Below are 21,576 nucleotides of genomic sequence, written 5' to 3' on the forward strand. Positions count from 1 at the left end.
TAAGAACCTGTCTAGTATCTTTTAAGAACTATCTTCAGGAAGGCCAATACAACCATTTGAAGACTGCTGTTAAGGGCACGTTCACAGTTTTTCCAAAGTCGCCGACATTTGTCTAGCCAACTCCATGAACGTTCAACGATCCATCGTTGCGGTAACACCGTGAACATATGCAACTCGTTGCGTTTAGCTACCGTCGTCTTAGCATTCAAAATGAGCTTCACCTGATCCGCAAAGTCATTGCCAGTGTAGCCACCATCAACCATGACATGCTGAACCAGCTCTAAATTTTGGCTAGCCAAACTAAACATAGCCAATGCACCTGAACGATCTGATACATTAGCTCGTGTCACGAGAATGGCTTGTGGTAAACCATTAATATCAACCGCCATATGACGCTTAATCCCTGAAATCTTTTTGCCGCCATCGTAGCCACTATTTTTCGTTAAATCAGTGGTTTTAACACTTTGAGCATCAACAATCACAAACGACGTTCGGGCCGATCGGCCCTGTGCAAAGCGATAGGAAGCAACAGTTTTTTTAAAAGCCTTTCTAATAGCGAATCAGCTGTCGGGTCTGGTTTATCTCGCCACATATCGTAATAGCGGTAGACAGTGTGCCATTCCGGGAAATCGTGCGGTAATTCACGCCATTGACACCCTGTAGTAAGCGAGTAAAGGATGGCATTGAATACGTCATAAAGATCATAACGACGCGGTCTTGTATGCTTGCGGAAGTTTTCTAAATCAGGTTGTATTAACGCAAATTGCGCTCGAGAAATATTGCTTGGATAATCTGGCATGACAAACTCCTCAGTCGGTTTTCCACAATTCTACCAGATTCAGCAGATACTAGACAGGTTCTAAGAGATCTGATCGATCAATACATGCAAAAAAAGGAATTGCTCTATCAAACTTGGTTCACTCACAGCGAAGAACGTTTAAAGGCTTTCAATCAGGTTCGGAAAGGAACTAAAAAAATTATCGAAACAATCCGCGATGCTTCTTTCCCGCGTGATCTTCACGGTTCCGCGCTTGAAACAGTCATGGACGTAATTGCAAGCCAGGAAGAGATTTTTAAAGGCGCTAAGCATGCCTTTATGTGGAAACCGAAAATGAGAATCCCCGACATCTATGAAAACCGGGAAAATCAGTTGGCATTCGCCGAGATGTTCGATCAAATACTTCACACAAATAACGATCTTAAAATGCTGATGGCAGTTAATGAATTAGATAAACATAAAATCAAAGGGCTTGGGCCTGCTGTCGCTAATATTCTTTATTTTCTCGAACCAACAATTTTTTGTCCATTCAATACGAAAATTGTCGAGGGCTATAACTATTTAACGCATTCAAAGATTCGTTTGGGCAAATGGGTCGATTACTTTAAATTACGGGATGGGGTTATTGAATTAAATCAGGCTAGTGGACTTTTCTCAAAGGATCTTGGAGCCGTTTCGGCCTTTTTGTTTGATATTGGAAAATTGAATTATGTTGTCCGGGAAAACTCGGAAGTTTATATCAAAACAGAAAATAAAACACAGAAAAAAATTGAAGAAAAATTGGAAAATGATGAATTAAAAAATTTGCACTATAAAATTCAATATATTTTAGCCGATATCGGTAACAATATCGGCTATCGTTCTTGGATCGCTTCAAATGATCATAATCGACATTATCAAGGAAATCGTCTTGGGGATGTTTCTTTAGCAAGACTTCCGGAAACTATTAATCGATTACCAATTCATATTCGTGAAACGGTCTCTTTAATTGATGTAATCTGGTTTTCAAAAAACGATCTGCCGATTGCTTCTTTCGAAGTCGAGAAATCAACATCGATCATGTCCGGCATGAATCGAATGGATGACTTCTATCAAGTTAATCAAAACGATATGATGCTCTATATTGTGGCACCGGACCATCGCGAAAATGAAGTTTTAGCACAATTCAATCGTCCTCATTACATGCGCAACCATGATTTGCATGATCATATTCGTTATATTCTTTTTAAAGATTTAATTGAAAACTATCTTTCTATTAAACGATTTGGTAAGGATTTTTCAATTTTGGCAGCTATTTCGCATTTTTCAGATGGAAATCCTGTCAAATGATCAATATTCAAAGATAACCCTTTGATCGTCTTCCAGTAAAATAACCAAGAAAATAGTTGTAAATTGGATCTTTACATGATACCTTTTGAATGAAATAAAGCTTTTCGACAAACTTCGCTAGCTGATTGAATCCTTTGGAAGCTTATTTCTAATCTATTTTAATGGAGTTTTATCATGGGATCGGAATCAACAGGAATTTTTCATTGGATTTACGTTCAATTATTCGCTAATTGGAAGAAGTTTGAAGTAATTTATATTTCAATTTTGATTTTGTTGCAATTTGCAGTCTACGCAATTGTTCCAGATTCTTTAATCGGCATGGTTTCCGGCGTTGCCGGAGTTCTCTGCCTGATTTACGGAATGAAGGGGCGGAAAATAAATTTCATTTTTGGCTTAATCCAATGCCTGGCAATGGCTTATGTCGCTTGGATCAGCCATGCTTATGGATCATTCGCAATGGATATCGTTTATGTCATTTCACAACCAATCGGATGGTTAATGTGGGGACACGACGAAGCAACTCATTCCTTTTCCAAAACAATTCGAAATTGGATCTTTTTAGGCGCCTTCATTGCCTGGGCAATTGGTTGGTGGATTCTTTCAATCATACATGGACAATTACCATACTTGGACAGCATTAACTTTGTTGTAAGCATTATCGCTCAAACGCTTTATATATTGAAGTAAAAAAAACTGGTCGCTATGGATTATTGTCAATTCAGCCAATATAATTTATTGGGCAGCTTTGGCCTATCAAACGATTGCCGGTTACACGAATATCGGTAATTTAGGAGCCAATCTTTCACAAATCGCTTTACAGGCTGCCCTGCTCTTTAACAGTATCTATGCCATCAAAGTTTGGGGAAGCGGCGAGGCCGACAATGAAGGAGGAACCAAGAATGCCTAACTTGTCATCATTAAAAAAACGGCTCCCATCATCAAGTGATGAGAACCGCTCTCGGATTATCTGAGATCCGATTTGCTCATATAGGAGAAATCTCTTTAGCAGACTCAAGCCGCTGTTTACGATCTCTATTAATCCTTATCTATATTATAACAATATAAAAAAGCGCTTTCAATACTCAATTGACTTGACATGTGGATTATCTTTAAAAAGATCCATTAATCGTGCAGGATCATACCCTTGTGGTAATTTGACAAACAATTCTACATGGATACTATCATTGCCATTTTTATCGGCACTAAGATTTATAATCTCGATATTGTTGGAGGCAAATTTTTTCTGTATAAAAGCAATCGAATCAGCTATTTTGTCAAATTCAATATCAATTTGCTCAGATTCAGGCAACGGCATCCACTTAAAATTATGACGAAGAATAATTTGAACCAGTAAAACAATTACTGTAGCTGAAACGCCGATAAAATATAATTTAGCACCAATGGCCATACCAACTCCGGCTGTTGTCCAAACACCTGCTGCCGTCGTTAAACCATTGATTGCCTGTTTTCTAACAAAAATCATTCCAGCGCCAAGAAAACCGATTCCACTAACAATTTGTGCCGCAATTCGTGACGGATCAAGTACATACCCTTTCAGTTGGACAACATCGACAAAACCGTATTTGGAAACAATCATAATCAGGGCCGCTCCAAGAGCAACGATCATGTGGGTTCGAACTCCAGCCTCTTTTAATCGGCTTTTTCTTTCATAACCAATTGCAAAACCACAAACCCCTGCAACAATTAATCTGAGCAATAATTCAATCTGTGTAATTAAATATGTATCGTTCATAGATTGTTCCTTCTAGCTAATTATGGCATAGACAAAAATTAAAAAACCTATGGCTTGAAAGCTTTTTTATTTTCCTGCTAACTCGAAGTTAATATTTTGCCTAGATACCATGTTTGTTTCAAAAAAGCTTATACAGAAGTCCCCAAGTTTCTACATAATATAATATAAAAAAGTTCATTAGAATAAGAACACAAAAATTATCTTAAAAATGCTTGATAAAATTCCTCAGAATCATTATTTGGAAGAATATATTCAATCGATATCGATTTAATTTCGCTTTCAAAAAGAAAACTTTTTTTATTCAATTGACGAGCCAGTCCTTCAGCTTGAAGTGCCCTCAGCTGTTGCCCAACCGTCAAATGAGGAACATAAGGAATATCTTTCCGCAAAAAAATGGATAATTCCGAGTTCCTATATAACGAATCATGAATAATTTCTATTTCCTTTCGACCCTGCCCGACTTCAAGCCAAATATAACCGCCACGGAAATCGCCATCCAGATGATTTAGTTCAATTTTGAAACAGTCGACTTTTTTCAAACTCTCTTGAGTAAGCGTAATTAAACGATCATCGGAAATTGGACTGTCAAAAGGAAAAACCAAGGATATATGCGGCCTGATATTCTTATAGAGAGGATCAATTCGTTTCCTAATCAGATCTATCTCCAAATTATTTGCAAATTGTGGAAAAATGAGTATCGATCTTAACATTTTATTCAAAAAAATTATTTCAAATTAGTTCATTTAAAAATTATCATGTCTTTATTCTTGAATATAAGATCATATCGAGAAAATTGTTCACACAAAATTTTTTCTTAATGGAAATTCAACTTTTTCTATCGAAAGCTTTTTTATGTAAACACAGATTGAAAACTCTGACCTCAATATAGTTGATTTGTTGATCTACAGATTGGAGTTCAATTGAAAAGTTGTATAATTAATTTAGTGAGTGACCGCTCACTTACTCAACCGATTACGAGGAAATTATGACTAACGTAATAACGCTGGAAAAAGTTTCAAAAAGTTTTGGACAAAATCATGTTTTAAAAAATATAAGTCTTCAAATAAAAAATGGCCAATTAATTGGCTTGATCGGTCCATCAGGCACCGGAAAGACGACTATGATTGCTGCTATTTTAGGCATGATTAAATTGGATAGCGGAAAAATAACCGTACTCGACAAAAGCATGCCAAACCGAGAAGTCTTAGGAAAAATCGGCTATATGGCGCAAAGCGATGCTCTTTACACATCCCTCAGTGGCAGAGAAAATTTAAGGTTTTTTGCCGGTTTAATGAAACAACCCGGTGAAATTTTAAGAGATCAGATCAAGCGGGTTAGTGAAATTGTCGACCTACAAGATTCTTTAGATATAAGAGTTTCAAATTACTCGGGAGGCATGAAACGTCGTCTATCATTGGCAATTGCTTTATTAGCGAACTCGCCAATAATTCTATTGGACGAACCAACCGTTGGAATCGATCCGGAACTAAGAGTTCAGGTCTGGGCAGAATTAAGAAAACTTCATAAATCAGGAAAAACTATTATTGTTACCACCCACGTAATGGATGAAGTCGAACATGTTGATCGGGTATTAATGCTGCGAAACGGCCAAATAATTGCCGACGATCTGCCACAAAAATTAGAGTCTGATTATAAAGTTAATTCAATAGAAAAAGTATTCATAAAAACAGGAGAAAAAAATGCGCACTCTAGTGATCTTTGAAAGAATCCTAAAAGAACCTAGTCGCGACAAAAGGACTCTAGCACTTGTATTTTTGGCGCCTTTGCTGGTTCTGGGACTTCTTTATTTAATCTTGCAATCAAATACCAATTTAAGTGCTCGATTGGGAACTGAAAATGTCAGCCCAAATTTAATGAAACAATTGAAAAAAAACAGTAAAATCAACTTGGTTGCTATCAATAATAAAAGGAGTATTTCAAGAAATTTGAAGAAGTATCATCTTGCGGCTCTTTTAAAACAAAAAAACCAGAAATTGACAGTCACCTATCAAAATGCAGATACCTCTTTAACAGCCGTTGTTAAAGAGAATCTGGTTAAAAGTATTACAAAAGATCAAATTAAATCAATTAAATCGAAAATTAATCAATCGCAACAAGAATTGAATTCCGTCATCAAATCATTGCCGACTACCGAGCAAAAAGCAATCGAAAGTAAATTAGGAAGCAAAAAAAATGGAAATTCTCTATCGCTATCAGAAAAGTATATTTATGGAAACGCCAATAGCAGTCTTTTTACCGCAATTGCGCCTGTTTTAGTTGGATTTTTAGTTTTCTTCTTTGTCTTCTTAATTTCCGGCGTTTCGCTACTACAGGAAAGAACTACGGGAACACTTGGCAGGTTATTAACCAGTCCGGTTAAAAGGCAGGAAATAATTGCCGGCTATGTTGGAGCATATGGATTACTAGCAATTCTGCAAACTATCGTGGTAGTTATTTATGCAATTTACGTTCTTGGCATAAATAGTCGTGGATCAATCTGGTTGGTAATGCTAATCAATCTATTACTCGCATTAGTCGCTTTGTCAATGGGACTATTGGTTTCAACGCTTGCCTCATCCGAATTTCAGATGATTCAATTTATACCGATTTTAATCGTACCGCAGGTTTTCTTTTCCGGAATGTTTAATCTTAGTGATATGAATAGCTTTTGGCGAATCTTCGCCCATATCTTTCCAATGTATTATGGCGGCGATGCTTTGATCGACGTAATTAAAAAAGGAGCCGGAATAGAAAATATCGGAATCGACTTATTAATCTTGGCTGCCTTTGCAGTCATTTTAATTTCTATTAACATTATTGGTTTAAGACGTTATAGGAGAGTCTAAATTGACGAAAGAAAATAGCTTACTGTCCTTATTTGAGAGCGCTATAAAAGAAAAAGTTGTTCTAACCAAAAAACAACGAGCCGTGTTAAACGCCAGCTTGATTTTATTTTCCGAAAAAGGTTACGAAAAAACTTCAACATCCGACATTGCAAAAAGAGCTGGTGTAGCAGAAGGCACTGTTTATAAGCAATTTAAAACGAAAAAAAATCTGCTCATTAACGGTATCGCACCAATATTAAAAATAGTCTTTGAAGATGCAATTAATGAATTTTCGGAAAATAGTTTAAAAGATAAGGAAATGACTCTGCATGAATATTTAACCGATATCGTGCAAGACCGTAGTAATTTCGTTGAAAAAAATCTGCCGGCAATCAAAGTTATCTTAAATCAGATGTTAACAAATCCTGAATTCGCAAAGATTGTAATCACAAAGTTTAAAAAAAGTTTAGAAGCTTATGTTAACCCGATTTTGAATAACTTGCGACAAAATAATCAATTAATCGAGCTGCCTAATTATCAAATATTCAGATTTATTTTTAGTTCAGTTGCCGGGACGGTCATAGGCTATCATGTCAACGATAAAAGTTCTCTGGGAGAGGAAATCAACGCAACAATTCTTCTACTGGAAAAAGCCTTATCAAAAGCAAATCAAGATAATTAATTTGCTTCGACAATCACTATTCTTTCAGTTTCATTCTGCCATCGAGAATTTCATAAATCTTGTCGGCAAAATCCACTAAACGCAAGTCGTGAGTGACAACTACGATGCTTTTGTGTTGTTCTTTTGCTAAAGATTTAAATAAACTGCCAACCTCTTTCACATTATCGCTATCCAGCGATGCCGTCGGTTCGTCCGCCAATATAATACTGGGGTCCGTGTACAGTGCTCTTGCAATTGCCGCTCGCTGATTTTGGCCGCCTGATAATTCCCCGGGGTATTTTTCTTGCAGTTCCTCAATTCCTAATTTCTTTAAGAGCGAATCCAAACTGGAACTATCCAAATTACCCTTATTTTTGACTTTATCAACCAAGACAAATTGTTCTTTTACGGTTAAGTATGGAAGCAAATTATATGATTGGAGAATGAAAGCAATTTTATTTAAACGCAAAGTATCCCGGTCCTTTGACGAAAGACCTTCAATTGGTTGACCTTCAATATTTACCTGACCGGAGGTTGGTTTTTGCAATCCACCTGCGATTGTCAAAAAAGTGCTTTTACCAGAACCAGAAGGACCCAACACTAAATTAAATTGATTATTTTCGGCAGAAAAATTTATATTTTTCAAGACGTGGACTCGGCTTATTTTATTTCCAAAAATTTTATTGATATTCCGTAATTCAATCACTGACATATTTATTCTCCAATCACGCTAATCGGGTTAATACGGACAATGATCCTGGCTGGAATCAATGCGCCGATAAGTCCGGTTATAATCAAACCAACAGCAACGGACAGCAAAATAGGTAAATTAAAACTCATTGGCACGGCAGTCGGGATAAAAACAGCAGTCAAAATTGTCAAAAGAGCAGCAATAATCAAACCGCTAACAACAAGAATTGCCGACTGGCAAATCGTCGCAATAACAAGAATTTTCGCCGGAATTCCTTGGGCCCGCAGAACCGCATAATTTTTTATTTTTTGAATTGTCAATATATATAAGAAAACAGCAATTACAATTAAAGAAATAATCATTAAGAAAGCAATCATGAAAGTAAAAGTTGAATTTTGGGCCGAATAACCCGGTAATTGATTAATAAATTTTCCTGATGAATAACTTTTTAGTTGAGAATTAGCTGCCTTAAAATTAGAAGATTGGGAAACGACCGCACTGGCTTTAAAGTCGCTTCTGCTACTCTGCATTTTTTTCCAGGCACTCAAAGTTCCGTAAACGACTGGAGCAACACTCAATTTAGCGCCTTTAGTAAAGCCAACAATTTGATATTTTCCAGAGAAGGAATTGAAACTGACTTTCTCGCCGAGTCGATAGCCGTCATCTTTGAATTGTTCGTCGACAACAATTTCCCGATTACTAGCTGCTTTACGTCCACTAAGCAGTTTGATATTCTTAAAAATAAATTGGTGTTTATCCAAGCCGATAAACTGAGCAGATTCCTTTTTATTCCCTTTCGATTTAACTACTATCGAAGCTTGGCCGATATAAGCATCTTTTCTGCTTAGCTTAAAAGTGCTTAACTCCTTCTTCGTGATCAAAGATTGAGATAAATTAATATCTGAATCCTTGTCCAAAACAATTCGTTTTATATGCCAAGAATCAATCACCTGAGTATTTTCTTGAGCCAGGCCCAAAGCTAAGCTGGTCAGGACAAAAATCAAATAAGCAATTAAAACGATCATCGATATAATCAGTCCATAACGTAGCTTTTCTCGTTTAATTTCTTTTAAAGCCAAGAACATTTCATTCATCCCCTTTTTTGGATAATTGTTTTAGTAAAACCGCCAAACGTGTGATTGCCATGTCCTTTATTTCTGGATTCAGCATAATCAGTTTGATAGTTTCATGGCTCATAACTTTGGCAGCCCATTGCCGATCATTTTCTTCAGTTGAGGAAGAGCTTCCTCTAGAAGGAGATTTTCTTTTACCAGCCAACAAGGATTCGTTCTTCAAAAAATGCATCTTTATAAATTGATAATAATCAGTCTGGTTAATTTGATTAACGAAATTTTCAACTTCCTCGATATATAAATTAGGATCAAAATTAAAGTTATTCAGCCGCCCAACGATATTTCGGTGAATATCAGTCATAGCCAACTTATAGAGATGTAAATATGCGTCATCCAAGTCATCAAAATATTTATAAAAAGCTCCACGAGAGATGGCTGCATTTTTAACAATCCGCGCCACCTGGGCCTCAGCCAAGGAATAACTTGAAAATTCTTGATTTAAAGCTGCAATTATCCGTGCCTGTTTTTTTGAGTCCAAATTAAGAAAAGTTTTTGATACCATTAATATCCTCTAAATAAGTGACACCACGTCACTAAGATAAATTCTATCAGAATGGTGACACGGCGTCAATTTTTCTAAAAACCAATCATATTTTTAGAAGATGATTGGTTTCTCTATATATACCAATTTAATAAAAATAGACGATTTTTTAGTCGTCGGAATATGATTAAAAAATAAGTAATTTAGTAAGGTCACTGACAAGAATAATAAATTTATATTTAACGTTAAGTAAGATAAAACTTCACCAAAAGTGGAGTTTCTTTGGATGAAAAAAAGACCACCATTGAATGGTAGTCCGATATGCATTGATCTGTTGAATCTATTTAATGAAATGAAAAAAGTTCAAAAAATTTAACTTCGATTAAAAGCCGTTCTTAATACTAAGGTGTTGTAGCCATTTGCGGCTACAAGCAATAGCCTATTTCTCAACAATTAAGTGTAAATAAAATTTTAATTAAGCGTAAATAAAGTATTTAAAAAGAAATTGTTCTTTCACTTTTTTAAATTTAATTGAATAGAAAAAGAAATAAATATATTATGAAGAGACATTCTTTTTTTGGAGAAATAAAATGAACTATTTTTTGATGATAATATTGGGAGTTTTGGGCGCGGAATCACGCTTTGCAATAGAATTAACTATCGATAACAGCGCTTATCCTTACGGTACTTTGATAATTAACATGATCGGCTGTTTTCTCTTGGGTTTTATGTATTATTTTTTTGTCGAAGCAAAAAAAACGATAAATCAACTCGTTGCGGTAGTTTCAACTGGTTTCGTTGGCTCATTCACAACTTTTTCAACTTTCGAACTAGAAATTTTCAAAATGTTTCAATTAGATCAATATTTAAAAGCTATAAGCTATTTTTTCGTAACAATGTTAAGCGGGTTATTGTTCGTCTTTCTGGGATATTGTTTAAGTAAATTAATAATAATTAAAAGAAAGGAAAACAAATGATTCAAATATTTTCAGTCGCTTTGGGCGCCGCATTAGGTGTTCTTGGTCGCTATCAAATAACCAATTCAATTAAGAAAAAATGGTTGAATATGATTTATCCCTGGCCAACTTTTTTGATTAACTTTTTGGGATGCCTTCTTTTGGGTTTGTTTTATTCGCTTAATTTATCGGAAAATGTATATCTTTTTTTAAGTATGGGCTTTACCGCTACTTTTACAACTTTTTCAACTTTTAACTTGGAGAACATAGAATTACTGAAGTCTCATCAATATCGGCAATTTTTTAAATATCTCTTGGCAACTTATTTATTAGGATTTTTCGGTGTTTTTTTAGGTTTTTTTATTGGCAATTTGTGATTTTATATATCAATAAAGTAATTAAAAACCCAAAATTTAAAATATTGCAATGTTTTATCATCAAACATCCCGTTATCTCGTTCGGGTCGGTTAAAACATTCTTTATCAGGAAATATTAAAAGCTCATTTATTCATTTTTTAATTTATTGTTCGTTTGCTATTTCTATTTGAATATAACAAGATCGAGAAAAAAATTGCCAAACATATACCCAAAATTACATAAGTCCATCGCTGCCAACTGCTGACGAAAAAGCCAAAGATAAAATCACCTAAAGGCTGAATTCCATCAAAAAACAGGAATGTCAGTCCAAATATCCTACCTGAAAATTTAATATCCGTTTCATCTTGAATAAAGGTAGTAATGCTTCCAAAGAATCTCGCCTGAAATATACCATAAATTAAAGCAATTAAGATCCAAGCAGTTAATGAAAAGAAAATTCCGCAAAAACCAGCATAATACCATAGAACAATTGCTCCCAGTAAATTCTTTCTGGTTTAATTTTACGTTTTTGAAAAGTAAACCACACGCCTCCCAACAATCCTCCAACAGCGGAAACTGTTAAAAAAACTGTAGTTTGTTGAATTTCCCTGAAAAAAATGATGTGCAATGTAAGGAGCTGCCAATAGAAAACCAGCATAGCAAAAATTAAAAATCCCCATAGCCAACATGTACATCAACAAATTTGAATGATTCTTAACGTACTTGAAACCGATCAGGGTACTTGTAACAATAGATTCTTTCGCATTATTTTTTTCATCTTGAACTTTTTTATATGGTATCAGAAAATTCATACAAAGTGCCACTATATATGACAATGCATTGATTAGCAAAAACTCGCTAAAATCAATATTCTTGATTGCTAATAATGCACCTCCTACGAGCGGCGCAGCCATATTAGCTAGATTAAAAAAAGTATTTGATATGGCATTAAATTTTTGTAAGTATATTTTAATAACCACTTCAGGAGTAATCGCTTTGGCTGCCGGATAATTCAGAGCAAGCATTAAATTCAAAACGAAAGTAATTATGATTAACAAACAGATTTGTGGTTGTTCATTATTTACGTAAAAGTTGCCTGATAAGCACATCAACGCTGAAATGGTATCTGTCCAGATCAAGACTTTTTTCGATTATACTGGTCAACTAATAATCCAACTAAAAAATCTCCTAAAAGAAATGCCAAGCCTCCTGATCCTTCGATTAATCCTAATAACTTGGTATTTCCGGTTGCTCGAACAAGTAACCAATTGAGTCCCAAAACGTAAATAGCAGAACCCAGTTGAGAAGCAAACGGACTGAAGATAAGTGGAAAATAAGCTTTTTTGAGCTATTATTCATATCTTTCGAGATTACATTAAACAATAGAAAAGAACAAGTTTAATGGAAAAACCTCACTTCAAACTTTTAATCGTCATGTTTTGTCCCTCTAACCTAATGTTGGTATACACAAAGTTAACTGACCAAGATAATTCTTATAGGCCCAATATCTCATTAGGGTTAAAAACAACTATGCTTTTAATGGAAATCAAGATAGTTATTTTGATTCTAGATCAGTTATTTAAATTAAAATAGAGCCGTAGGAAATAAAAGAGAGAAGCGACATGTATATCGGAAGGCCTTTTTTACAAATATTTCTTTTTTTTAAAAAAACTGTCATTGCAGTTATCGCAATGTATATAGCACTTGCACTAAGAATCGACAATATGGAGCACTTTCCAATTAGCGGTGATAATGTTTTAGTCACTAAAATTTCTGTCTTAATCGCTGTTTTCGTCGCAATTTTAAATGCCTATCAAATTATTTGCGTATTCATCGAATTGAATCAAACCTTCAAAATAATTTATTTAAGCAGTTGCTTTTTAAGTAATGCTTCGATAATTATCGTCTCCGCTATCAATTTAAGATTATCCCCAGCCATGTATTTAGGAATATTCGCCGGAAGCCTCGGCCTTTTGCTTTTATTATGCGAATTCTACAAAAAACAGCAGTTGCTTGCCCGAGAAAAATAAAAGCCTTCGGTTTAGCTGATCAAAGCTAGCTGCCTAAATATTAAAATTATTTATTCTTTCATTCTTCGCGAAGATCGTTAATTGATGCGAGAAAATTTCCAATAAGGCTTAATTCATTTGCACTAAAACCCTTAGAAAAATTCAATAATCGTTGATCCATTTCTCGATGGTATTCTGCGTGCAATAAATGTATTTTTTCTCCTGTTTCGGTCCCTTTCAGATAGGTGTCTTTTTTGTTATCTGCAAGATGGTACTTTTCAATCAATTGCAATCGAAAAAGCTTATTGACTATTTTAGAGACTGCCCCCTGAGTAAAAGACAAATGTTTTACAATTTCTGAAATCCGTGAATCGTGATGCCGAATAACAGTACTTAAAACGTCCAGATCAGAAATTGAAAGTGAATTCAAAAGTTCGGCTAAACCATCTGAAACGGTGTGCTCTAATAAATAGTTCCTAACCTTTTCCGTATTATCGTAATTGCGATATCGGCGAAGTTCATGACTAATCTTTTTAAAATTGTTCATAAAATAAATTCCTTGGAATATATATTGACTTTTATTGTCTAAAGTACAATAATAATTATATTCCTTGGAATATAAAAAAGAAAGTGAGATACCACAAAAATGAAAACTGTAATTATTTTTGATCATCCCTACGGTATTACCGCCAGTCATAATCAGCCACACAAGCGTTCTTACTCTGCAGCTCTTGCTCAACAAGCAATCAAGGATCTGAAAGACAGTGGAAATAGTGTTGATATAATTGACCTGCAAAAAGACAATTTTAATCCAGTCATGGGCAAAAACGATTTATTAAATTGGCGAACGAAAAGTTTTGTCGATAAACAAAGTCAGAATTACTTTGATCGTCTGCAAGATGCCGACGAGATCATTTTCATTTTTCCAATTTGGTGGGAGATGATGCCGGCGTTGACGAAAGGATTCATTGATAAAGTTTTCGCCAAAGGACAGATAAAGAAAGCAAATGGTCATAGATTAATTTTGCCGGTCAAGACAAAAATACGTGTTTTAACAGCAATCGGAACACCAAAAATTATTTATAAATTTCATTATGGAAATCAATTGGGCAAAATGCTGAAACGCGGTGTCTTTGGAAAAATGGGTCTTAAGGATTTTAAAATTATTAATTTTAACGCTGAAGATCGAAGCAAAGAACAAAGAATTAATGATTTAAAAAAAATCAAAAAAATAATTTTATAAAATCAGGAAATTCTTCAAAACGATAACTAGCGGCAAAATTTTCAGGCTTTAAAAGTACCGTGAACAACAACTTTGGTTCCTTGGGAAATGTTTTTGTAAATCCATTTGGCATCCGGAATCGATAGGTGTACACAGCCATGAGAATTCGGTTTTTTGCCAAGTTCTTTTGCTTGAGAAACTATATATTTACCGTTCTTATCTGTTGGTACCGTGTGGAATAAATAAACACCATTGTCTTTCCAAGATACCCAATAACGAGCTCCCTCTTTGGATGACGCATTATAAAAGAATGTTCCCCGTTCTTTTTGAATTTTGTAAGTTCCCGTTGGTGTTGAATCATCAATTCCAGTCGAACAATACATTTCATATAGAATTTTATTGCCACTTTTTATATATACTCTCTGTTTGGCGATGGAGACATCTATCCAAACGTTTTTATATTTTGATAAAACCGGATAAGATGCTTTTTCAGAAGGTTTTTGCCAATCTGCAGCTCTCATTCTTGACTTGAATGAGGTTTCCTTCTTTTTGTCTCGAAGTTTCTTGGCTTTAGCCCTCGATGAGATAAGTTGATTTTTATAGTGTTCCCGATTAATTCCGTATCCGGCAGCTGATAAAAAAACCAAAAACAGGAAAAGATAAATAAAAATTTTTTTCCTTTGTTTTTTCAACATCAAACCTAAGTCTATCACAGTGTTTCTAAATCAATATAAAAAATTGAAAATTTTTTTCATTCTATAGATACCTGAACTATTTTTATTAAAGTTAGATAATCACTCTAATCGTCTTCATTTTTTTTTGCCGACAACTTTTGGTTAATTTCTTTAATATCATGGTTTATTTGGCTTTTAACAATTAGCCAAACAACTATATAAATGGAAATAAATCCAAGCGAACCACCAATTAAAGTTACATGTACATTATTGACATAGGCATAAATAAAAACAGTAAAAGCGGTCAAAAAGAAATGGATTATAAGTTGGGCAAGAAAACTCAAGTATTCGTCCATTTCGAAAATCAATGAAAATAAACCAATAAAAGCGCCAAGTAGAAGAACACTAAAAATCTCGAGTTTTGAAATAGGAAGCGTTTTGGAAAAAAGTTTTGAAATAAGATAGATTGATGAACTAAAGGCAATTCCAACCAAGACACCTCTGATAGCTTTCCTTGCAAGATCCATATTTATAAGCCCAGCCTCTCTTTTAAATTGATTAAATATCTCCTACTAACATTAATTTTTCTATCATTTTTCATGATCGCCGTCATGTTTCCAGAAAAGCCAGCTTCTAAAGATTGAAGATAATTAATGTTAATAACCGTGCCACGAGCTATCTGAACGAATCGGCGATCAAGTTTTTCCAAAGTTTTATAAAGTCGGCCCCGGGTCGTGTAAGCTGTTTTTTCAGAAAAAAATCTAAGTTCGTCTCCATAAACTTCGATTGCAACCAACGAATCCTGATTAATAAATTTAATTGCATTACCGACGTTGATCGAAATTATCTGGTCGAAGTGTTTATATTCTTCTATATAAGCGATTAATTGATTGACGTTATCCGAATAATCATGTGCAGTAACCTGCACAATCACCTCATTTTCCGATAATTTGTTGTTCGATAAGAACGAAATCTTCAAATCTTTTTCTCCAGTCCTAGTTGCTGAATATTATAACCTTCTATCTTTTCGCAGGCGATTTTCAAAAAATGATTTGAAAGCAACAATCAAAAGAGCGGCCAATAATGCAATGATCAGGACAGAAAATTCTTGAGTACTCGACGTCATTGATTGCCATTGATAGCCTATTCCCAACTGTTTTTTGAAATCGATTAATTCATTGTTCGATAAATGCTTGAAAGAAGAACTCAATTGATTATTCATTAAAAGGCGCCTATATAACGATGCCGAATAAGATCCTGGATAAATTTTGATCAGAGTTTGTGCAAAAGTTGGTAAAGAACCAATCGGAATGTAAATTCCGGAAAAGAAACCTGATGCCGTGCTGATAATTGAAGAAACAGTTGAAAGTGTCGTTAACTTTTTAATGAACGTAACGACTAGTAAGCTAATTGCTGAAGCACTAAAAGCATTAATAATCGCTAAACCCAACAAAGGCAAAAAAACATTTGTTTCCACTTCGATATTATCTGAATAAGCAAAATATCCCCACGCAGTTAAGAAAACAATTATTTGCATAATAATGCCAATAACAACTGCGCTTAGAAAATATCCTAATTGGATTAAAAAGGGTTTAACAAGGGTAATTAAAAAGTCCTGCAATTGTTGTTGTTCACGATCTTTTACCAATCGATTTATGCCCGCCAGAGTTGTTGTTGTAGCGGTTACAGAAAGCATTCCACCTATCAGCCAAGGATCAAGAACCTTCACTGTATGCGGAACTTCAGACCAATTTTTAAGCATTCCGTTTTTTAAAAAAACAATATATAGACCCAGAACAATCAAAGAACTCAAAATCGAAAAGAAAAGTCCTGACCGATCTTTAAAATATAGTGTTAAATTGCGCTTCATTAATGAAAACATTAACGAATCTCCTTTCCTGTCAGTGATATAAAGACGTCATCCATTGTTCCCTGCCGAAATTCAAAATGATCAATTTGTTTTGCATATTTTGATAGCAAAGAAATTGCTTCTTGGGAACTATCGGTATCGATAATTAAACTTCCCTGCGACTCACGCAATTTGTTTCCCCAAGACAAATCTTTTTCAATAAAATCATTGTCTCCCTCAATCGTTAAAACATTTTTTGTATATTTCTGTTTTAGTTGGCTGGATGTCCCATGGGCAATCAAATGACCATGATCGATAATATAAACATCATCTGCTTGATCGGCCTCCTCCAAATAGTGAGTAGTAAGAAAAATTGTCAAATTTTCATTTTTTTGCATCGCTGACAAGGTCCCCCAAATCAGATTTCGGGTCTGAATATCCAAGCCAGTTGTCGGCTCGTCAAGAAATAAAATTTTAGGCCGATTAAGTAGAGCCCTGGCAATATCAACCCGACGTTTTTGTCCACCTGACAAGGAACCATAAGCCTGATTTTGAAATTCTTCAGCCTGAACAATTTCAATGACTTCATCAACTCTCTTTTTCGGTAGTCGCTGATATAGATTAGATCTGAAAAGCAGATTTTCTCTAACTGTCAATTCTTTATCAAGGATGCTTTCTTGAAAGACAATCCCAATATTTTTTCTAATTGCCTCCGGACTCTCTTCACCATCAACCAAAATTTTCCCCCCACTTGGTCTTAAAATAGTAGTTAACATTTTGATTGTTGTCGACTTGCCGGCTCCGTTAGGACCCAAAAAAGCGACCAGCGATCCCGCATTAACATTTATGTCGATATTGTCGACTGCTTTTTTCTTATCATAAATTTTCGTTAGCCTCGTTGCATTTAAAATTGTTGCCATTTGTTACCTCTTTTTTTAGTTATTCAACGTAAAAACAGCTTACCCAAAAAAAGATCCTCTAAATTGTAAATATAGATAAGTGGCAGTGATAATTTGATAAGTGGTAGAAATTATGATATTAAAATTTCAATAATAAATTAAAAAATGATAAGCCGGAAAACAGACAGAATTTCATTATGTATTAAAAAGCAGGGCAACATGAAATGGTCTGCTTTTTATAAATATCAGTTATTTTGAGGAGAAGTAGTTGCACGAATTGATTCTTTGACAGATTCGACGAGAGGCTAAAAAAATTAAAATCTTATCGTTTTTTTAAATCAAAAAGCGAACGAATCAAAAATCCAAAGGTAAAACCGGCAATCATATTAGTGGCCGCAAAAACAAGAACTTTCTTAGCCGGCAATCTCGTCTCGATAGTCAGAGCTTGTTGAAGCATATCACAGTCCTCTAGATCTTTATTTTTCATATCAATACCGCCTTTATTTTTTATACCTTGGAAACAAAATAGTTATTAAAAAACAGCCCCATCAACAGTGGCAGATCATATGGTTTTAACATAATCACTAAGACTGTCTAACATTTGTAAACACTAACTTTAAAGCAATAAGCTTTGATGTTTCATGCCACTAAATGTTGGTGGAAGCTGCTTTCCGGATTCCCGAGACCCTGTTCCCCTCTCAGGAAACACCTCTGACGAAACCAATCATCAGTTTCGATCTCGTTTAAACCCTATTTATATTATATCAGCTTTCACGATAAATTGAAAGCGCTTTCTATATAAAAGGATACAAAAAACTATGACAAACGTTTTTCTGCTTGATAATTAATTGGCAGCCATTGCAAAATATTTTCTATATATTTACTCCAGTAATACCATTCATGATCGCCGGGGTTAGTTTCATAAGAAACATCGTATCCCATTTTGCGCAGACGAGGAATAGCCTTTTCATTAGCACCATAAAAAAAATCCTGTTGTCCAACCCAAGCATAAAGTTTCGGTAGTTCTATGCCGGTGTTGGATTGGCGCTTTGCTAGTTCGAAAATATCATTTTTTGAACCGGAAAATTTATCAAGATCACCAAAAATTCCTTTCCAATAAGCTTGTTTTTCCATATCCAAAAAACCAGGATAATTTAAACTGGATATCAAGGTACCGGATAAAGAGGCTGCATAGCTGAAATAACTGCTCGAGAAAGCCAATTTAAAAGCGCCATAGCCACCCATCGACATGCCGGCGACAAAATGTTTCTTCCTTTTAGTTGAAATTTGTGGAAATAAACTGGCAACTTTTCTGGGCAGCTCCTGAGATATTGCATCGAAATAATTCATACCGTAATCAGTATTTGTATACCAGGCCAAATCGGCCGCAGGCATAATAACTGCCAACTTTGTCTGCCGGAGTAAACGTTCAATATCGCTTTTTCTCTGCCAATCAAAATGATTGCCGGACATGCCATGTAATAAATAAAGTACCGGCAAATCTTTCAAACTGTCATTTGTCCAATTTGGATTATGATCAGATTCTTCAGGCAAAAGAACGTTCATCACCCGATTCATTCCCAAAACCCGTGAATAATAATTAACTTCTAAAAATGCCATTTGTTTTTTGAAACTCCCTAATAAAAATTGAAATATTTGATAAATATAGATAAAGAATAATTCAGTAATTTTGAACTGTGAAAAAACTTATCAAATTTTAATTTGTTTGAAAACTTTTGCTGAAAAACAGTTGTCGCCAAGCACGAACTATAAAATTAGTTTCCTTGACCCTTTCGTTACTGTCAACTTTAACTGACAAATATTTCCCATAGAGAAAATCATTTGCTAGATTACTGCTTGTTTTTACTTCATCATATCCGATCATTTTTCCTTTAGATAAGGGATACGAAATATTTTTCTTAACTTTTATGCTGCTATAAACTAGACTTGTCTTTTTTTTCGGAACAAAAAGTGAATATCGATAGCTATTAATGGTTTTTACTTTTCCATTTTTTCCAGTAGCGGCAATTAGTTTGGCTGAGCCTTCGCTTTTTGCGATTTTCTTTATAGAACTTGCCTTATTAAGCTGTGAAAGCATCGAAACAGTTTGAACAAATCTGGTTGATTCATCAGTCATCGAGCCACTGCCTAAAACAACCGTAATTACTTTTTGGCCTTTGATTCTTGTTTCACCGATAAAATTCCCACCAATAGATTCGGCTGATCCTGTTTTAATTCCAGTGAATTTGTATGGAGACTTAATGTTCTTTAAAAGTTGATTCGTATTTTCGATTGTATAAGAAGACCCGCTGGTCGAACTGACGACCGCAGAAGATTTATCGGTAATTTTTCGAATTGAAGGAAAATCAAGCATCAAATGACGGGATACCTCTGCCAACTCTTTAGCAGATAATTTATTTTCAGCATCATCAGAAGCCGATTTATCTTTATAAGCTCCCATTTCTCCATTTGTCAATCCAGCCGGTGAATATATTTTTACTCCCTTGATATTCCATGAGTAAAGAAGCTTTTCCATTGCTGTCTCGGTTTTTGAAACACTTCCAGTAATCGCCGCTCCTAAAGCAATTGCAGCACCATTTCCCGACGGTAGCAAGGCATCCTCCAGCAACTCCTTAATCGTATATGAGCGAGTAGCACTCAAAGGTACATTAGTAATGGTTGTTTCCTGACTAATTGCCACAATTCCGGATGGGATTTTAACTTTGGTGTTTAAAGATATTTTATTTTCTTTTATTCTTTTTTCAACCAGATAAGCAATTAACAGCTTGCTTATAGACGCAATCGGATAGCGTTTATCAGCATTTTTCGAAGCAAGAATCTGTCCGGTTTTTTCATCTATTACAATTGCCCCCTTCGCCTTGATTGAAGGAGTAATAATTGCTGCTTTCACTTTTAAAACGTTGATTGAAAATACTGTAAAAAAAGCAAACAAAGATAATATGAATTGCTTAAAGGTTTTCAGTTGCACTAATTTTTCCTTTCCAGTTATAAAACTTGTTTATTCAATTGATCAATATTACTAAATAAAAACCACCAATCAAATGGTGTTTTTTTGCTTTCATGAAAAAGGTCAAATCCACCCACTAAAGTCAGATTTTCTGACGGTCTGTTTTCAATCAACAAAAGAAATTAGTGATAATAGAGATTAATTTCATTTGTTCTACCAAACACAATGATCAATGTAGTCAAGAAAACTTAAATAAAATTAAACTGGATATTAAATAAAAAATAAAACCGTCGCTAATTAATAACGACGGTTCGCGCAATGAAAAAATAATCTGAAGCTCAAATGTTCAATTAAAAGCTATGTTTATGTAGTCACCTATTTGGCTACAAATAAGATGCTAACATCAAATTATCAAGTTTACATAAAAATAAAATTAACTATAAATAAAAAATATCGAATAATATGTTCTGACGCCAAAAAGTAATTTCTGATTTTTACCCAATAAAATTGGAAAATAATTCATCGTAAAAATGCGTAAATTAATATAACTGTTTTCTTTGAAACTCCTGTCGCCACTTATAGATTGTCGTCGAACTAATACCGATATAATCAGCAATCGCCGAGTAGGATATGCCTTCCTTGCGCATTTGATAAGCCTTTTGTTTCTTTTGGTATATATTTAGCTTTTTGGTTTTGTTTGGGTCAAGCAATTCTTTTTTATGATCACTGTCTGATAAGTGATCCCACAAATCACGAACTTTTATCGCCAAATCTCCGTAACCGTGTTCTGTCGAAAAACGAATCGAATCTTCAATTTCAGTTCGATATGATCTTGGCGTGAAATGATCCTGCTTTTGTAAATCCAATAGTTTGCTGGCTAAATCTGTTAGGTCGGTCACGGCTGTCTCCTCTCTTAAAAACGTTCTTCTCATATGAATGAATCAGTTTTCATTACTAAATAAATACATGAGTAGTTAACGTTCTAAACATT

Annotated in this window: 25 protein-coding genes and 1 pseudogene; 9 read left to right on the top strand and 17 right to left on the bottom strand. The window is 34.7% G+C overall.

What is annotated here, in order from left to right; all coding sequences use genetic code 11:
* Nucleotides 1–11: 11 nt before the first annotated feature.
* A protein-coding gene (locus A3G9_RS1000000109930) for an IS5 family transposase (protein WP_094515910.1) occupies nt 12–799 on the bottom strand; the annotation gives its coding sequence in 2 pieces (ribosomal slippage) (nt 12–532 and nt 532–799; 789 coding nt in all).
* Between the two features lie 84 nt (nt 800–883).
* Here A3G9_RS1000000109930 and A3G9_RS0106680 point away from each other — a divergent pair.
* Both A3G9_RS0106680 and pnuC read left to right on the top strand, forming a co-directional pair.
* Complete coding sequence (locus A3G9_RS0106680; RefSeq protein ID WP_002818595.1) at nt 884–2,107, top strand: hypothetical protein; 1,224 nt, start codon at nt 884–886, stop codon at nt 2,105–2,107.
* Nucleotides 2,108–2,281: 174 nt separating this feature from the next.
* Nucleotides 2,282–3,014: pseudogene (pnuC, locus tag A3G9_RS01000000109540) on the top strand (nicotinamide riboside transporter PnuC).
* Nucleotides 3,015–3,182: 168 nt separating this feature from the next.
* On the opposite strand, the gene A3G9_RS0106690 reads toward pnuC, so the two are convergent.
* The gene (locus A3G9_RS0106690; RefSeq protein WP_002817379.1) at nt 3,183–3,860 is read right to left on the bottom strand and encodes an MgtC/SapB family protein; all 678 of its coding nucleotides are present in this window, start codon (nt 3,858–3,860) and stop codon (nt 3,183–3,185) included.
* A gap of 197 nt (nt 3,861–4,057) precedes the next feature.
* On the bottom strand, nt 4,058–4,570 hold the full coding sequence (locus A3G9_RS0106695) for a 2'-5' RNA ligase family protein (protein WP_002820279.1): 513 nt from the start codon (nt 4,568–4,570) through the stop codon (nt 4,058–4,060).
* A gap of 275 nt (nt 4,571–4,845) precedes the next feature.
* On the opposite strand from A3G9_RS0106695, the gene A3G9_RS0106700 reads away from it, so the two are divergent.
* The 3 genes from A3G9_RS0106700 to A3G9_RS0106710 are packed head-to-tail and all read left to right on the top strand — an operon-like array spanning nt 4,846 to nt 7,367.
* Nucleotides 4,846–5,583: an ABC transporter ATP-binding protein gene (locus A3G9_RS0106700; protein WP_002818590.1), complete on the top strand. Its 738-nt coding sequence runs from the start codon at nt 4,846–4,848 to the stop codon at nt 5,581–5,583.
* A complete protein-coding gene (locus tag A3G9_RS0106705; RefSeq protein ID WP_002821604.1) occupies nt 5,561–6,706 on the top strand; it encodes an ABC transporter permease in 1,146 nt (381 codons plus the stop codon). Before A3G9_RS0106700 ends, A3G9_RS0106705 begins: the two co-directional genes overlap by 23 nt.
* A gap of 1 nt (nt 6,707) precedes the next feature.
* A complete protein-coding gene (locus tag A3G9_RS0106710) occupies nt 6,708–7,367 on the top strand; it encodes a TetR/AcrR family transcriptional regulator (RefSeq protein WP_002817381.1) in 660 nt (219 codons plus the stop codon).
* Nucleotides 7,368–7,383: 16 nt separating this feature from the next.
* Here the strand turns inward: A3G9_RS0106710 and A3G9_RS0106715 are convergent, their stop codons facing one another.
* Genes A3G9_RS0106715 through A3G9_RS0106725 form a run of 3 tightly spaced genes read right to left on the bottom strand, consistent with a single transcriptional unit; the run spans nt 7,384 to nt 9,672 of the window.
* Complete coding sequence (locus A3G9_RS0106715) at nt 7,384–8,058, bottom strand: ABC transporter ATP-binding protein (RefSeq protein WP_002817382.1); 675 nt, start codon at nt 8,056–8,058, stop codon at nt 7,384–7,386.
* Between the two features lie 2 nt (nt 8,059–8,060).
* Nucleotides 8,061–9,122, bottom strand: a complete 1,062-nt coding sequence (locus tag A3G9_RS0106720) for an ABC transporter permease (protein ID WP_002818587.1) — start codon at nt 9,120–9,122, stop codon at nt 8,061–8,063.
* Between the two features lies 1 nt (nt 9,123).
* Complete coding sequence (locus tag A3G9_RS0106725) at nt 9,124–9,672, bottom strand: TetR/AcrR family transcriptional regulator (RefSeq protein WP_002817384.1); 549 nt, start codon at nt 9,670–9,672, stop codon at nt 9,124–9,126.
* 569 nt (nt 9,673–10,241) lie between these two features.
* On the opposite strand from A3G9_RS0106725, the gene crcB reads away from it, so the two are divergent.
* Nucleotides 10,242–10,628 (top strand): fluoride efflux transporter CrcB, encoded by a 387-nt coding sequence (gene crcB, locus A3G9_RS0106730; protein ID WP_002817385.1) that lies wholly within the window; start codon nt 10,242–10,244, stop codon nt 10,626–10,628.
* Entirely contained in the window at nt 10,625–10,984 is a 360-nt protein-coding gene (locus tag A3G9_RS0106735; protein WP_002817386.1) for a CrcB family protein, read from the top strand. Before crcB ends, A3G9_RS0106735 begins: the two co-directional genes overlap by 4 nt.
* Nucleotides 10,985–11,485: 501 nt before the next feature.
* On the opposite strand, the gene A3G9_RS1000000110490 is transcribed toward A3G9_RS0106735, so the two are convergent.
* Nucleotides 11,486–12,073, bottom strand: a complete 588-nt coding sequence (locus tag A3G9_RS1000000110490; protein WP_002818585.1) for an MFS transporter — start codon at nt 12,071–12,073, stop codon at nt 11,486–11,488.
* Between the two features lie 615 nt (nt 12,074–12,688).
* Here A3G9_RS1000000110490 and A3G9_RS0106745 point away from each other — a divergent pair.
* Nucleotides 12,689–12,994 carry a hypothetical protein gene (locus A3G9_RS0106745; RefSeq protein WP_002824371.1) on the top strand — a complete coding sequence of 102 codons (306 nt, stop codon included), beginning with the start codon at nt 12,689–12,691 and terminating at the stop codon, nt 12,992–12,994.
* Nucleotides 12,995–13,052: 58 nt separating this feature from the next.
* Here the strand turns inward: A3G9_RS0106745 and A3G9_RS0106750 are convergent, their stop codons facing one another.
* The gene (locus A3G9_RS0106750; RefSeq protein ID WP_002818582.1) at nt 13,053–13,520 is read right to left on the bottom strand and encodes a winged helix DNA-binding protein; all 468 of its coding nucleotides are present in this window, start codon (nt 13,518–13,520) and stop codon (nt 13,053–13,055) included.
* A gap of 99 nt (nt 13,521–13,619) precedes the next feature.
* Between A3G9_RS0106750 and A3G9_RS0106755 the strand changes: the two genes are divergently transcribed.
* Nucleotides 13,620–14,216, top strand: coding sequence for an NAD(P)H-dependent oxidoreductase (locus tag A3G9_RS0106755; protein WP_002818580.1), 597 nt, complete (start codon nt 13,620–13,622; stop codon nt 14,214–14,216).
* 41 nt (nt 14,217–14,257) lie between these two features.
* Here A3G9_RS0106755 and A3G9_RS0106760 read toward each other — a convergent pair whose 3' ends face one another.
* The 9 genes from A3G9_RS0106760 to A3G9_RS0106800 all read right to left on the bottom strand — a co-directional run bounded on the left by A3G9_RS0106760 (nt 14,258) and on the right by A3G9_RS0106800 (nt 21,484).
* Nucleotides 14,258–14,890, bottom strand: coding sequence for a L,D-transpeptidase (locus A3G9_RS0106760; protein ID WP_002818578.1), 633 nt, complete (start codon nt 14,888–14,890; stop codon nt 14,258–14,260).
* Between the two features lie 104 nt (nt 14,891–14,994).
* The gene (locus tag A3G9_RS0106765; protein WP_002818576.1) at nt 14,995–15,396 is read right to left on the bottom strand and encodes a DUF3021 domain-containing protein; all 402 of its coding nucleotides are present in this window, start codon (nt 15,394–15,396) and stop codon (nt 14,995–14,997) included.
* A gap of 2 nt (nt 15,397–15,398) precedes the next feature.
* Nucleotides 15,399–15,848 carry a LytTR family DNA-binding domain-containing protein gene (locus tag A3G9_RS0106770; protein WP_002821602.1) on the bottom strand — a complete coding sequence of 150 codons (450 nt, stop codon included), beginning with the start codon at nt 15,846–15,848 and terminating at the stop codon, nt 15,399–15,401.
* Between the two features lie 30 nt (nt 15,849–15,878).
* Nucleotides 15,879–16,751, bottom strand: coding sequence for an ABC transporter permease (locus A3G9_RS0106775; protein ID WP_002821601.1), 873 nt, complete (start codon nt 16,749–16,751; stop codon nt 15,879–15,881).
* The gene (locus A3G9_RS0106780; RefSeq protein WP_002818571.1) at nt 16,751–17,638 is read right to left on the bottom strand and encodes an ABC transporter ATP-binding protein; all 888 of its coding nucleotides are present in this window, start codon (nt 17,636–17,638) and stop codon (nt 16,751–16,753) included. Before A3G9_RS0106780 ends, A3G9_RS0106775 begins: the two co-directional genes overlap by 1 nt.
* 301 nt (nt 17,639–17,939) lie before the next feature.
* Entirely contained in the window at nt 17,940–18,104 is a 165-nt protein-coding gene (locus tag A3G9_RS1000000110245) for a hypothetical protein (RefSeq protein ID WP_002818570.1), read from the bottom strand.
* A gap of 329 nt (nt 18,105–18,433) precedes the next feature.
* Nucleotides 18,434–19,237, bottom strand: coding sequence for an alpha/beta hydrolase (locus A3G9_RS0106790; RefSeq protein WP_002817398.1), 804 nt, complete (start codon nt 19,235–19,237; stop codon nt 18,434–18,436).
* A gap of 97 nt (nt 19,238–19,334) precedes the next feature.
* The gene (locus tag A3G9_RS0106795) at nt 19,335–20,606 is read right to left on the bottom strand and encodes a D-alanyl-D-alanine carboxypeptidase family protein (protein ID WP_002821600.1); all 1,272 of its coding nucleotides are present in this window, start codon (nt 20,604–20,606) and stop codon (nt 19,335–19,337) included.
* A gap of 518 nt (nt 20,607–21,124) precedes the next feature.
* Complete coding sequence (locus A3G9_RS0106800) at nt 21,125–21,484, bottom strand: helix-turn-helix domain-containing protein (RefSeq protein WP_002818567.1); 360 nt, start codon at nt 21,482–21,484, stop codon at nt 21,125–21,127.
* Between the last annotated feature and the right edge of the window lie 92 nt (nt 21,485–21,576).

It is taken from the genome of Oenococcus oeni DSM 20252 = AWRIB129, assembly GCF_000372485.1.
Lineage (GTDB): Bacteria > Bacillota > Bacilli > Lactobacillales > Lactobacillaceae > Oenococcus > Oenococcus oeni.